The organism is Eubacteriales bacterium mix99, assembly GCA_038396605.1.
In the GTDB taxonomy this organism is placed as follows: Bacteria; Bacillota; Clostridia; order Caldicoprobacterales; family DTU083; genus UBA4874.
Genome location: CP121690.1, coordinates 1,144,143 through 1,157,339 on the forward strand (window position 1 = coordinate 1,144,143; position 13,197 = coordinate 1,157,339).

Annotated in this window: 12 protein-coding genes; 11 read left to right on the forward strand and 1 reads right to left on the reverse strand. The window is 52.0% G+C overall.

What is annotated here, in order from left to right; genetic code table 11:
• Window positions 1–5 precede the first annotated feature (5 nt).
• The 8 genes from flhB to QBE55_04850 all read left to right on the forward strand — a co-directional run bounded on the left by flhB (window position 6) and on the right by QBE55_04850 (window position 8,177).
• Complete coding sequence (flhB, locus tag QBE55_04815; protein ID WZL79477.1) at window positions 6–1,892, forward strand: flagellar biosynthesis protein FlhB; 1,887 nt, start codon at window positions 6–8, stop codon at window positions 1,890–1,892.
• Complete coding sequence (gene flhA, locus QBE55_04820) at window positions 1,873–3,963, forward strand: flagellar biosynthesis protein FlhA (protein WZL79478.1); 2,091 nt, start codon at window positions 1,873–1,875, stop codon at window positions 3,961–3,963. Before flhB ends, flhA begins: the two co-directional genes overlap by 20 nt.
• Window positions 3,953–5,104, forward strand: coding sequence for a flagellar biosynthesis protein FlhF (gene flhF / locus QBE55_04825; protein ID WZL79479.1), 1,152 nt, complete (start codon window positions 3,953–3,955; stop codon window positions 5,102–5,104). Before flhA ends, flhF begins: the two co-directional genes overlap by 11 nt.
• Before the next feature lies 1 nt (window position 5,105).
• Complete coding sequence (locus QBE55_04830; protein WZL79480.1) at window positions 5,106–5,828, forward strand: FliA/WhiG family RNA polymerase sigma factor; 723 nt, start codon at window positions 5,106–5,108, stop codon at window positions 5,826–5,828.
• 18 nt (window positions 5,829–5,846) lie between these two features.
• A complete protein-coding gene (locus tag QBE55_04835) occupies window positions 5,847–6,359 on the forward strand; it encodes a hypothetical protein (protein ID WZL79481.1) in 513 nt (170 codons plus the stop codon).
• Window positions 6,356–6,559, forward strand: coding sequence for a hypothetical protein (locus QBE55_04840; protein ID WZL79482.1), 204 nt, complete (start codon window positions 6,356–6,358; stop codon window positions 6,557–6,559). Before QBE55_04835 ends, QBE55_04840 begins: the two co-directional genes overlap by 4 nt.
• Window positions 6,556–7,308 carry a flagellar basal-body rod protein FlgF gene (flgF, locus tag QBE55_04845; GenBank protein ID WZL79483.1) on the forward strand — a complete coding sequence of 251 codons (753 nt, stop codon included), beginning with the start codon at window positions 6,556–6,558 and terminating at the stop codon, window positions 7,306–7,308. The genes QBE55_04840 and flgF overlap by 4 nt, the downstream gene beginning before the upstream one ends.
• A gap of 71 nt (window positions 7,309–7,379) precedes the next feature.
• On the forward strand, window positions 7,380–8,177 hold the full coding sequence (locus QBE55_04850; GenBank protein ID WZL79484.1) for a flagellar hook-basal body protein: 798 nt from the start codon (window positions 7,380–7,382) through the stop codon (window positions 8,175–8,177).
• Between the two features lie 55 nt (window positions 8,178–8,232).
• Here the strand turns inward: QBE55_04850 and QBE55_04855 are convergent, their stop codons facing one another.
• Entirely contained in the window at window positions 8,233–9,672 is a 1,440-nt protein-coding gene (locus QBE55_04855) for a transglutaminase domain-containing protein (GenBank protein WZL79485.1), read from the reverse strand.
• A gap of 223 nt (window positions 9,673–9,895) precedes the next feature.
• Between QBE55_04855 and gatC the strand changes: the two genes are divergently transcribed.
• Genes gatC through gatB form a run of 3 tightly spaced genes read left to right on the forward strand, consistent with a single transcriptional unit; the run spans window position 9,896 to window position 13,190 of the window.
• Window positions 9,896–10,192: an Asp-tRNA(Asn)/Glu-tRNA(Gln) amidotransferase subunit GatC gene (gene gatC / locus QBE55_04860; protein WZL79486.1), complete on the forward strand. Its 297-nt coding sequence runs from the start codon at window positions 9,896–9,898 to the stop codon at window positions 10,190–10,192.
• On the forward strand, window positions 10,189–11,703 hold the full coding sequence (gene gatA, locus QBE55_04865; protein ID WZL79487.1) for an Asp-tRNA(Asn)/Glu-tRNA(Gln) amidotransferase subunit GatA: 1,515 nt from the start codon (window positions 10,189–10,191) through the stop codon (window positions 11,701–11,703). The genes gatC and gatA overlap by 4 nt, the downstream gene beginning before the upstream one ends.
• Before the next feature lie 41 nt (window positions 11,704–11,744).
• Complete coding sequence (gatB, locus tag QBE55_04870; protein WZL79870.1) at window positions 11,745–13,190, forward strand: Asp-tRNA(Asn)/Glu-tRNA(Gln) amidotransferase subunit GatB; 1,446 nt, start codon at window positions 11,745–11,747, stop codon at window positions 13,188–13,190.
• Window positions 13,191–13,197 lie beyond the last annotated feature (7 nt).

The window sequence follows — 13,197 nt, forward strand, 5'->3', positions numbered from 1 at the left end:
TTTCCGTGTTGCAGTTTAATGCAGAGCAATTGTCCGTCGGCTTTCTGATCTGGATGCGGGTTCTAAGCTTTCTCGCAGCCATCCCCCTGCTCCGTCTGAACGGGGTTCCGGGCAGGGTGAAAGCCGGTTTGTCCCTGATTTTGGCCTATCTTCTGTACCTGGCTGTTCCGGCTTCGTCGCTGCAGATCGAAACGGATTCCATTCTTGCCTATGGAATTCTCGCAGGGAAGGAAGTATTGTTCGGATTGGCGCTGGGGTATGCTGTAAATCTGATCTTTGCCTGTGTGCAGATGGCAGGCCAGATGGTCGACTTTCAGATTGGATTTTCCATGGCGACCTATTATGATCCCATGTCCGGAGCCCAGATATCGCTTTTTGGCAATCTGTATGAGTGGGTGGGAGTTACGTTGTTTTTTGCTGTGAACGGGCATCATGCTCTTATTTATGCCCTGGCGCAAAGTTTGGAAGCCATTCCTCCGGGACAGCTGAACTTGGGGAAAATGAATCCGGAAGCGATCGTTACCATATTTGTGGATATGTTCCGGATTTCCTTTGAAATTGCCATGCCGATTCTTTTTGTGATATTGCTGACGGATTTGGTCATGGGGATCCTGTCCAGATCCGTTCCGCAGATCAATATCCTGATGTTGAGCCTTCCTCTGAAAATGTTGATCGGACTTCTGGCTATTATTGTATTGCTTCCGGCTTTCGGCAATATGCTGACTTCCCTCTTTGGGAGCCTGCCCTCGCGGATACGGGATTTCATGAAGGATATGCCGGTTGCCATGATGGCTTTCGCTGCCGGGGAAAAAACAGAAGAAGCCACTCCAAAGAGGAAGGAAGATGCAAGGAAAAAAGGTCAGGTTGTCAAAAGCTATGACCTCACCTCGGCGGTCACGCTGATGCTCCTGGTATTGGTGTTTCAGCTGATGGGCAATTCCGTCCTGACGGCCCTGCACAGCTATCTGACGCATTCCCTGGAGAATGGTATGAGCCGGATTGTCACACAGGGAAACCTGACGGCCCTGTTTCTGCAGGATTCCGGTATTTACCTGAAAGCGGTCCTGCCGATGATGGGAGCCGTCATGGGGATCGGGGCCCTGGCCAACATTGTGCAGACCGGTCTGCTTTGGACAACCGATCCGCTGAAGCCACACGGGCAAAGGCTGAATCCCATTGAGGGATTGAAAAATATATTTTCCAAAAAGGTACTCCTCCAATTTGTAAAAAACCTACTGAAGCTGATTCTGGTGGGCGCTCTTTCCTGGTCCTTTGTGAAGGAGAACCTGGAGGAGATCCTTTCCCTCTCCCGGATGAGTATTTACGGGGTGTTTCCTGTACTGAAGGATATTGTTCTGGGGCTGTTCTCGCGGGTGGGAATTTGTCTGTTGGCACTGGCAGCCGTGGACTATGTGTATCAGCGTTTTGAGTTTCAGAAGGATCTGCGGATGACCAGGGAAGAAGTGAAGGAAGAGTGGAAGCAGATGGAAGGGGATCCCCAGGTTCGGTCCCTGAGAAGACAAAAGCAGCGGCAGATGGCTACGACCCGCATGATGTCGGCACTTCCGGATTCCACAGTGGTGGTGACCAATCCGACACATCTGGCTGTGGCGCTTCGGTATGAGGACTCCATGAAAGGTGCTCCGGTAGTGACAGCAAAAGGAATGGATTTTATGGCGGACAGGATTCGTAAGGTTGCCGGAGAGCATGAAATTCCCATTCTGGAAAACAAACCTCTGGCCAGAGCCTTGTTCCGGCATGTGGAAGTCGGTCAGGAAATTCCGGTGGAGCTGTATCAGGCGGTGGCTGAAATATTGGCCACAGTGTATCGCATGGAAGAAAAAACCAAAATGGGAACAGGGATGAGAGAAAATGTCGGTCCGAACCGGTAAATTGTATTCCAAACCAGTCAAAAATCTTGATGTGCTCACCGCCTTTGGCATACTGGGTGTCATATCCCTGATTATCGTGCCGATTCATACGGGTATGCTGGATATTCTGTTGTCCATGAACATTGCGTTGTCCGTGATCGTACTGCTGCTGTCCATGTTTACAACAGAAGTCCTTCAATTTTCGGTATTTCCCACCCTTTTGCTGGTCCTGACCCTGTTTCGGCTGGGCCTCAACATCTCTTCCACCCGGCTGATTCTGGGACAGGGGTATGCGGGGAAAGTGGTGGAGGCCTTCGGCGTTTTTGTCACGGGCGACAATTACATCGTCGGGATCATTATCTTCATTATCCTGATCGTCATTCAGCTCATTGTCGTGACCAACGGGGCCGGCAGGGTATCCGAGGTATCCGCACGGTTCACGCTGGACGCCATGCCTGGAAAACAAATGAGCATTGATGCGGATTTGAATACCGGTGCCATAAATGATGAGCAGGCAAGGGTACGGAGGCAAAAGCTGGAAAAGGAAGCCAATTTTTATGGGGCCATGGACGGTGCCATGAAATTTGTAAAAGGGGATTCCATTGCCGGCATTTTAATTATCCTCATTAATTTCATCGGAGGTATCGCCATTTATGTACTCCAGCAGGGCAAACCCATCCAGGAAGCCCTGTCCCAGTTTGCCCTGCTGACCATCGGCAACGGATTGGTCAGCCAGATCCCTTCCCTTCTGGTATCCGTGGCAGCCGGGATTCTGGTTACCCGATCTGCTTCGGATGAGAATTTCGGCACCGCTCTGGGGACCCAGCTCTTTGGCTTTCCAAAGGTAATGCTGATCACCTCTGCGGTTATGGCGGTCCTGGGCATCATTCCCGGTCTTCCCACGCTTCCGTTTCTTTTGCTCGCAGCAGGATGCGGCACCGGAGGAGCCCTTCTGCACAGGGAGGAAAAAAGCAAGGGAAAGGCGGAGGAAAAGGCAGCGGTTGCAGAGGCAAACCGTTCCGCTGCGGAGCGGAAAAAGGAACCGGAGGATTACATGGAATATGCCCGGGTGGAGCTTCTGGAGGTGGAGATCGGCTATGGCCTGATCCCTCTGGCGGATGATCGGAACGGAGGAGACTTACTGGAGCGGATCGCCGGGATCCGAAAGCAATGTGCTCTTGATATGGGGATTATCGTGCAGCCTATTCGTATCCGGGATAATCTGCAGCTGAACACCAATGAATATAAGCTGAAAATAAAAGGGATTGTGGTTGCCGGAGGGGAAATCCTGCCCGGACATATGATGGTAATGAATCCTGCTGATGAGAAAATCGACCTGGAAGGCGTTCCGGCCACCGAGCCGGCCTTTGGGCTGCCGGCTCTCTGGATCGGGGAAAAGGACCGGGAAAAGGCGGAGATGAAAGGATACACCATTGTGGATGCCGCCACCGTCATGGTAACGCATTTGGGAGAAGTCATCCGGGAACACAGCTATGAGCTGATCGGGAGACAGGAAGTAAAGAAAATGATTGATGCGCTCAAGCCCAACTACAGTGCTGTGGTGGAGGAACTGATACCAAATCTGCTGTCTCTGGGGCAGGTGCAGAAAGTATTGCAGAATCTGCTGAAGGAAAAGGTACCTGTCCGGGACCTTGTCACCATTCTGGAGACATTGGCGGACTATGCACCTGGTACCAAGGACATAGAACTTCTTACTGAGTATGTAAGATACTCCCTGAGCAGGACGATTGTCCTTCCTTATCTGGATTCGGGCAAGGTCCTGCATGTGGTTACCATCCACCCCAAGCTGGAGAAGTATATTTCGGATAATATCCAGCAGTCCTTTCAGGGATCCTTTCCTGCCATTGAACCGGATGTCAACACAAAAATACTGGAAAATGTCCATGATCTGGTGGAACGATTGTCGCTGGGTCATATCCGTCCGGTAATCCTGGCATCTCCCGGGATACGTGCACCTTTTAAAAAGATGATTGGAATGGCGTTTCCCGACATTGCTGTCCTTTCCCTGAATGAGATTCCAAACTCCATCGGGATCGAGGTGGCGGGGATGGTGAATATCTATGACAATTAGGCGTTATCTGGTGAAGGATATGAAGGAAGCCAGGGCCCGCATCCGATATGAGCTGGGAAGCGATGCGATTATTGTCAGCAGCCGAAAGGTCCGGCCAAAGGGATGGAAGAACCTGTTCCGGAAAAAACGGCTGGAGGTTACAGCTGCGTTGGATTCTCCCCGGAGTGCACCTTCCTTTCCGAATCCGCCGGCCGGGAAAATACCGGAGGGCACGGTGCGATCCTCGGTTCGTCCGGAGGCACAGCGACAGCAGCCACAGCAGCTGTTGCAGCAAGGCAGCAGGGAAGAGCATCTGGAAAAGGAGATCCGTGAGCTGAAAAAGATGATGGACCGGCTCATGGAAGAAAAAGAAGGATCGGAAGGCAGCGAAGGGAGATCGTTTCCGGTTTGTCTCATGCAGCACCTGAAGACGATGGACCTGGACGATTCGGTACTCCGGGAGGTTACCGCTTTCTGCAGTCAGGTCGGAAATGCCGGCATGGATCTTCGGAAAGCGAGACAGTTCTTTTCGGATTTCTTTCACAGGAGCATTTTGACGGAAGAAAAGGCGGAGCAGCGTGTATGGGTTTTCATCGGTCCGACGGGGGTGGGGAAAACCACGACAATCGCAAAACTCGCTGCCCGGGAGGTTTTAAAGGGGAGGAAGACCGGCCTCATTACCCTGGATACTTTTCGGATCGGTGCGGTAGGTCAGCTCCGAACCTATGCTGATATTCTGCATATTCCACTGGAGGTGATTTCTTCCAGGCAGGATATGTCCGGCGCAGCGGACCGCCTTCAGAACTGTGACCGGATTTTGGTGGATTCGGCGGGAAGCAATTCCAGGAGGATGGATCAGTTGCTGGAGATCCAGGCTTGTCTGGATGAGATAAAAGAGAAGCAGACGATTCTGGCGGTGAGTGCAACGACCCGAAGGAGCGACTTGAAAATGATACTGGAGAATTACGGAAACGTCGGCTATGATTCCATTATTTTGACCAAACTGGACGAAACGCAGTGTTATGGAAGCATTCTGAACATTGGCTGCTACAGTGACAAGCCGATTCGTTATTTTACCGTGGGACAGGCCGTCCCGGAAGATATCCGGCAGGTGTCCGGGGAGAATCTGCTGGATTATGTTCTGAAGGGGATGGAGGTGTAACATGAGGAATGTGGTATATGAGCAGCAGCCGGATCTGGAAAAAACCATTCAGAAGTATCTTCCGTTAATCTCAAAAATCGTGGACCAGATTAGTCTGTCGCATACACAGTATGAAAAAGAGGATATGATTCATACAGGGGTACTGGGCCTGATTGATGCCTTTCAGCGTTTTGACAGCCAAAAAGGGATTCCGTTCCAGCATTACGCAAAATGGCGGATCAAGGGAACGATTATCGATGAGATGAGGAAAAACGGAAGAGTTTCCAGAGACAAGATGAAAAAAATCAAGCAATACTATCAGACACAGAATGATTTGCGGCAGCAGCTCATGCGGGAGCCGACGGATGAGGAAATTTGCAGAGCCCTGTCCCTTTCCCGACAGGAGCTTTATGAAATAGAAGACAACATTCATTATCTCTCCCAGTACTCCCTGGAGGACATTCTGTTTTCCGGAGAAGGAGGGGAGTATGAACGGATCGAGGTTCTGGAGGATCAGAACACACAGACACCGGAAGAAAGGCTCCTGGAAAAGGAACGGAAGGAGAAACTGGTGGAAGCCATGGGCCAGCTGACGGAAAGGGAGCAGCTGATCCTGAATCTGTATTATAAAGAGGAAATGACTTTGAAGGAAATTGCAGAAGTTCTTGGAGTTTCCCTGTCCAGGGTCTCTCAGATTCATGGGAAAATCCTGCTGAAGCTGAGAAGTTATCTGAAGACGTTGTAAGGCAAGGGAGGGTAAAAATTGCTGTATTTATTGCTGTCGGTCGGAGTCTTCCTGATTTTGTGCGGAGGGTATCTCATTTTGCGGGAGAAGCGAGCCAGAGGGAGGATCTTCCGGGAAGTGGTGAAGAGTCAGAGCCAGGAGAATGGGGACTGGATCCGGCTGCTGGCAGCAAGTCAGGAATTGAAGGTACAGATGGAAACCGTGGAGAAAAAGCTGGACGGAATCTCTGTCCGGCTGGGGCAGACAGGGCAGCAGGTAAAGTCTCAGGCGGAGGTTCCGTCAAGGTCGCAGACGGAGGTTCCGTCAAAGCCACAAACGGGGAACCGGTCCAGGTCTCAGGAAAGGTTTCCGGAGAAGCCATCCGGGAAAGGATTATCGGTTCATAGGGACTATCGGGAGGCAGCCTGCCGTGTTGCGGATATGAGGAAACAAAACAAGTCTGTGGAGGATATGGCGTCCTCCCTGCATATGGAAAAGGGGGAGATCCTATTTATACAGGGACTGCTGGAACAGAAAAGAAAAGATTCGTGAACGGGAAAGCTGTGGATGGAAGGATCCTTCTGGGCATCGGAATCGGAATGGTTCTCACCTGCTTTTTGCTTCGGCCTCTTCTCGGCAGGAAACCATCCGCAGCGGAGATAGAAGCCCGTGCACGGAGCATGGGCATGATCTATGAGGAGGAGGTCCGGGCGTTGCCGGAAGAAAACGGAGAGGGGAAGAAGAGCAAATGATACGTGGATTGTATACCAGCGCGATGGGTATGATTGTGCAGGAAAGGCGTCAGGCCAATGTTTCTCAGAATCTTTCAAACGTGGAGACCAATTCCTTCAAGCAGCAGCAGATTCTTGTGGCGGCCTCCCATCGGATGAATGTGCTGAATCGGGCCAGTCATCCGGGAAGGCATTTGACCGGCATCGGCAGCATGGAGACGGGAGCATCCGTTGACGGTGCCTATACGGATGACCGGCAGGGGATTTTGCAGGAAACCAACAATTCTCTGGATTTTGCCATCGATGGAGACGGATTTTTTGCCGTTCGTTTGCCGGACGGACAGACTGCCTATACAAGGGACGGAAGTTTTCAGCTGGACGCCGATGGGCAGCTGATTACCGGGCAGGGCTATCCTGTTCTGGGCACGGATGGGCAGGGCATCCTGCCGGGCACGGAGGATATCACAGTGGATGCGCAGGGCGGGATCACGATGCCGGATGGACGGACTGCTTCCCTTGCTGTTGTTTCATTTGCCGATCCGCAGGGTCTGAACAGACTGGGGGATAATCTGTATACCGCCGGAGAGCAGGGCCTCCCGGGGGAGGCCTATGAGCTGAAGCAGGGTTTTCTGGAAGGATCCAATGTGGATTCCCTGGCGGAATTGGTTCGGATGATTGAAATCTCCCGGAATTTTGAATCCAACCAGAAAGTTGCCCAGGCAATGGATGAAACCCTGGGAAAAGCCGTCAATGAAATTGGGAAACTATAGAAATGAATAGGAGGATGAAGACGAGGGATCTTTCGTTTCTGCAGGCAAATTGAAAATGGGAGGCGGTTGGAATGAACAGCAGGATATTGCAGACCGGACGGGCCGGCCTGGACAGCATTCAGAACAAAATGGATACCATTGCGCATAATATTGCCAATGCGCAGACCAATGGATATAAGACCATGGAGGTGCAGTTTGAAGACCTGGTGTATGACCGGCTGGGGAACAAAGGCACCCCCATAACACGGAAGGCCGCAGGAAAGCCGGTGCAGATCGGCACCGGAAGCCGGGTAAAGACCATACAGCACCGGTTTGACAACGGAATACCGCAGGAAACTTCCAGACCGTTTGATCTGGCGATCCAGGGGGAAGGCTTTTTTGGAGTGGAAGGGGAAAACGGAGAGACTCTCCTGACAAGGGATGGCGCCTTTTCCGTGGATGGCAGTGGACAATTGGTGGATGGTTCCGGACGCCATGTGCGGATGGATCTCTTTACCCCGCTGACCCAATGGCCGGCGAAAGACGTCATTATAGATGAGAAAGGCTATATGACATGCTCCGATCCGGTCACCGGGCAGTTTGCGGAGATTGGGAAAATCCATCTGTATCATGCAACGGATCCGGCCATGTTGATCGATCATGGGGACAACACATTTTTCACTGAAAGACCGGAAGACATTTATGAAGCCGGGAACCGGCCGGGTACGGACGACAGCATAATCCGCCAGGGATTTCTGGAAGGGTCCACGGTGGACATGACCAAGGAACTGACGGATATGCTGATGACGCAGAGGGCTTATCAGATCAATACGAAGAGCATTCATGCGGCGGATGAACTGTGGGGAATGACCAATCAGCTGAGAAGATAACAACGGACAGAAGCAAACGACACTCCGGGCTGAAGTGTCGTGGAATGTCGTTTGTTTATTGTTCCGGCGTCCTGGGATACTGCGATTTGTCAAAGGAATAATAATGCTTCCCGCGCTTCCTCGTATATTTATCTACTTCCCTGTCTGTCATCATAAAGGTTTCCTTACCATCATTGTGGGGACTGGAGTCAAAATGGTACCAGCCATCCCCGCAGTTGATCATGCTCCAGTAATGTCTTGTCCTGCCGCCGGCTCGGGTAACATCCAGATTGCCAATGCCTGCCCTGGTCAGCAGTGCTTTGGAGACGGAGAAATAAGTGAAACAGTCGCCGTGCTTTTTGGTGATGCCACGATACGCTTCCGCCATCCAGTCCGATTTGTCCGAATCTCCGGTATAAAGGATGCTTCCATTGGTCCATTGATAAATGGCATATGCCTTGTCCTTTTGGCTCATACCCGGATTTGTAATTTCTTTGAGAATTTTATCACACAGTTTATCTACCTGTTTTGGCGAAACAACAGCTTTCCGGACCTCTATGGTGATTTCCTTTGTTGCCTGGTTTCCCGCGGCATCCTCCGCGGAATACACCACCGGGTAAATCCCTTTCTGTCTCAGATTTACCTGACTGGTGTCCACATTGAGGGTTATGTCCTGGTCCCGGTTGTCCGTTATGGTAACCCCTTTTTTATAGGATACGGTATCTCCGATGTAAACCTGTTGGTTATATGCTCCGGAAATAACCGGCGGTTCGGTATCTTTTTTGATCTTTACCGGTACCGTAAGCTCGCTTTCATTTCCCGAAGTATCGGTCAGTACCAGGGCCACCTGCTGTTCCCCTTCCGTTGTAAAGTCGTATTCTTCCCTGAAACGGACGGTTACCGCAGTGGCATCTGCAATATCCTTTACCAGGGTTTCCGCTTTCGGCTCATCCCCGATCCATATGGTTGCATCCTCCATCGTGTTTGCAGTCGGCGGAGTGGTGTCCACCACCTTAATGTCTGCATCCAGGACTCGTCCGTCTATTTTCAGTTTCACTGGGTAGGTCCCCGGTTTTGCAGGGTCCATGGCGGAAGTATCTGTAATCAGGGAGGCGTCATAATGGGTATCTCCCAGAAAGTCATCAATGGTCACATCCAGGGGGAACGGCCCTGCTTCCATGCTTACCGTGTTCCGGGCATCCAGCACGGTAAGCTTTGCCTTCCTTTCCACATATCTTTTGCTGCTGTCCCCTATGATCAGTATGATATCCTGCTCTCCCGGCTGGCTGGTGTCCGGAGTGTTCCGGAAAGATATGGCGTTGGAAACCGCATCGCTCTCCTCCGATATAAAATCCAGCGGTTTCACCGCATTGCCAGGAAGGACCCATTGGTCCACTGTGGTGATATCCGGATGTTCCAGATAAGAAAGCCCTCCCATAGGGAACGGGATTCCCAGGGCCATGATCAATAAAATGATGTACCTCAAACTATTCTTATGCCATCCGTTTCCTTTCATGCTTCCAAACTTTCCCCCTTGTATCTTTCCTCGCTCAGATGCCTTACAGATATGCTGTGATCAGTATAACCTTACCTTAATAGATTTTGGCCCAAATGTCAAACTATGGTGTACCAAAATATGGAAAAGTAATGGTATTTATCCGGGTGTATTAATATGAGAAAGGATGGGAAAAGTTTTTTTGGCGAATACCAGGGATGAGAAGGAAGAAGGAGGAGTTTTTGTGAAAGTGGATGAAAATACTATTCGATATCTTGCAGGACTGGCGAAACTGGAGTTTTCCGGGGAGGAAACAACCCGGCTTGCAGAGGAATTTCAGAAAATATTCGATCATTTTGAGAACATCAGCGGGGCATATTCAAAGATGATGGATGAAAAACCGGAGCCCGCCGGGGAGTCAGTCCTTCGCAAAGACGAAGTGAAACCCTTTGGCAGCCGGCAGGAGCTTTTCCGGAATGCCAAACCGATGCGGAATGGATTCCTTGTGGTACCGAAGGTTTTGGAACAGGAGAAAAAATGACAATCGATGAGATTCAAAAAGGATATCGTGACAAACGTTTTTCCGTACAGGAGATTGTCACAGAATATCTGGAGCGGATCAGGGAACTGGACGGAACAATCGGCGCCTTTCTGACAGTCTGTGACGATTCAGCACTTCAAAAGGCAGCGGAACTGGACGAAAAGAGGAGCAGAGGGGAAAAGACCGGATCTTTGGCGGGCATCCCCGTTGCCGTCAAGGATAACATCTGTACCAGAGGAATCCGGACCACCTGTGCTTCCAGAGTGCTGGAGGACTTTATTCCCCCCTATGATGCAACGGCAGTAAAAAAGTTGAAGGAAGCGGGCGCCATCCTGATCGGGAAAGCTAATCTGGATGAATTTGCCATGGGATCCTCCACGGAAACCTCCGCTTTTCAAACGACCCGGAACCCATGGGATATTACAAAAGTACCGGGGGGTTCCTCCGGGGGCTCGGCCGCTGCCGTGGCTGCCGGATTTACACCGCTGGCCATCGGCTCCGATACAGGTGGATCCATTCGTCAGCCGTCCGCCTTCTGTGGCGTGGTGGGGCTGAAGCCGACCTATGGCAGTGTTTCCCGATATGGGCTGGTGGCTTTTGCGTCTTCCCTGGATCAGATCGGGCCCATTGCCGGCAATGTAAAGGACTGTGCCCTGGCGTTTCAGCTACTGCAGGGCCAGGATCCCAATGACTCCACCAGCATGCAGTCGGATGCGGCTGGAGCGCCTTCTTTCCCGTTCTGTCTGCCGGATCAGGGAATACGGGGCTGGAAGATTGGCCTGCCAAGGGAATGTTTCCGGCATGGGCTTCATCCGGAGATTGAGGAATCTGTCCGGGAGTGCGGCCGGCTTTTTGAAAAGCTGGGAGCCACGGTCCGGGAAATCTCCCTGCCGGTGTGGGATATGGGAATGAACGTCTATTATATCCTTTCCTCGGCGGAAGCAAGCTCGAATCTGGCACGGTACGACGGGATCCGGTACGGCATCCGGGCAAAGGATTACAATAATCTGGAGGAGCTGATGGTCCGTACCCGGTCGGAGGGTTTTGGCTGGGAAACCAAGAGAAGGATCCTGCTGGGGACCTGTGTTTTGTCCTCCGGGTATGAGCAGGGCTACTATCAAAAGGCGATGCTTCTGCGGGATAAAATCCGGGCGGCCTTTCGGAAAGCCTTTCAGGAATATGATCTTCTTCTTTTGCCCACCACACCGACGCTTCCCTTTGATATCGGGAAACAGCACAGTGATCCGCTGGAAATGTACCTGGCAGATATCCATACCGTACCAATGAATATTGCGGGGGTCCCGGCTCTCTCTCTTCCCTGTGGATTCAGCCGATCCGGCCTGCCCATCGGGGTGCAGCTGGCCGCCAATCATTTTGAGGAAAACAAGCTGTTCTCAGCGGCAAGTCTTCTGGAAAGGGAGTTCGGACTCTCCGGCAGGAACAGGCCGCCGAATACATCGCTGGAAGGGAAAAATGGGGACAACTTAATGTGGGGAGGGAAACGGGATTGAAGCAAAAAGTGAAGGGATCTCAACCGGCCGATGGGAACCATTTGTTTGAAACAGTCATTGGTCTGGAAATCCATGCAGAGCTGAATACAAAGTCCAAAATCTTTTGCTCCTGCTCCACCCGGTTTGGCAACCGGCCCAATGAAAATACCTGCCCGGTCTGCATGGGACTGCCGGGCACCCTGCCGGTGCTGAATAAGGAGGCGGTGCGGCTGGCGGCCCGGGCAGGGACCGCCCTGCACTGTTCTGTTAATCGGGTCAGCCGATTCGACCGGAAGAATTACTTTTATCCGGATCTTCCAAAGGCTTATCAGATCACCCAGTATGACCTGCCGCTCTGTGAGTTCGGATATCTGGATATCGAAACCGGGCAGGACAGACCGAACGGGACGCGCCGGACCCATCGGATCGGTATCTCCCGGATTCATCTGGAAGAGGATGCGGGCAAGCTGATTCATCCGGAAGGCGAGACGGTGACCCTTCTGGACTATAACCGGGCGGGGGTGCCGCTGATTGAAATCGTAACCGAGCCGGATATGCGTTCTCCGGAAGAGGCGGTTGCCTTTCTGAAAGCGCTGAAATCCATCCTGGAATATACGGAAGTATCGGACTGCAGGATGGAGCAGGGATCCCTGCGCTGTGATGTCAATCTTTCCGTAAGGGAAATGGGGAAGACAGATTTCGGCACGAAGGTGGAGATCAAGAATTTGAACTCTTTTCGGGAGATTCAAAGGGCCCTTGCCGCAGAAGGGGAACGGCAGAAGAAACAATATTGCTCTGGGGGCCCGGACAGCATCCTTCCGGAAACCAGACGCTGGGATAACGGCAGGGGTCGGACCGTGACCATGCGTTCCAAGGAAGGGAATCAGGATTACCGATATTTCCCGGATCCGGATCTTCCCCCTGTTTTTCTTGACCGTTCCCTGCTGTGTCCGATGCGAAACGGGATTCCGGAATTGCCGGAGCAGAAAAAGGAACGATTTTTGCGGGAGTATGGTCTGAACCCTTATGAGGCCGGACTCCTGACCGGTGAAAAAGCTCTGGCGGGTTACTATGAGGAAGTCGTTGGCTTTGGCGTTGACTCCAGGGAGGCAGCCCACTGGATCCTGTATGAGCTGCTGCGGATCCGCAAGGAGGCCGGAAACCGGGAAATCCCGGTGAAGAGCCGTTATCTGGCGGACCTGATTCAAAAGATCGGGGAGGGCCGGATCAGCCGGAATACCGGGAAGGATGTCCTTATGGAAATGGTTGTTACCCGGAAGGCGCCGGGAGAGATTATCCGGGAAAAGGGCCTTTCCCAAATCAGCGATCCGGCGGAGCTGCAAAAAATAATCCGGGGCGTGTTGTCCCGGAATACGGATGCAGCGCAGGATTACAAAAAGGGCAGCGCAAAGGCCATCGGTTTTTTAATGGGACAGATCATGAAGGCGAGCCGGGGCAAGGCCAACCCCAATCTTGCCAGGGTTCTTCTGGAGGAGCTGCTGTCCTGATTTCTGT

Excerpts from the sequence above, each read along its gene's own strand:
- flhA (WZL79478.1), top strand. The coding sequence starts at position 1,873 with ATGTCGGTCCGAACCGGTAAATTGTATTCCAAACCAGTCAAAAATCTT.
- flgF (WZL79483.1), top strand. The coding sequence starts at position 6,556 with ATGATACGTGGATTGTATACCAGCGCGATGGGTATGATTGTGCAGGAA.
- QBE55_04850 (WZL79484.1), top strand. The coding sequence starts at position 7,380 with ATGAACAGCAGGATATTGCAGACCGGACGGGCCGGCCTGGACAGCATT.
- QBE55_04830 (WZL79480.1), top strand. The coding sequence starts at position 5,106 with ATGAGGAATGTGGTATATGAGCAGCAGCCGGATCTGGAAAAAACCATT.
- flhF (WZL79479.1), top strand. The coding sequence starts at position 3,953 with ATGACAATTAGGCGTTATCTGGTGAAGGATATGAAGGAAGCCAGGGCC.
- QBE55_04855 (WZL79485.1), bottom strand. The coding sequence starts at position 9,672 with ATGAAAGGAAACGGATGGCATAAGAATAGTTTGAGGTACATCATTTTA.
- gatA (WZL79487.1), top strand. The coding sequence starts at position 10,189 with ATGACAATCGATGAGATTCAAAAAGGATATCGTGACAAACGTTTTTCC.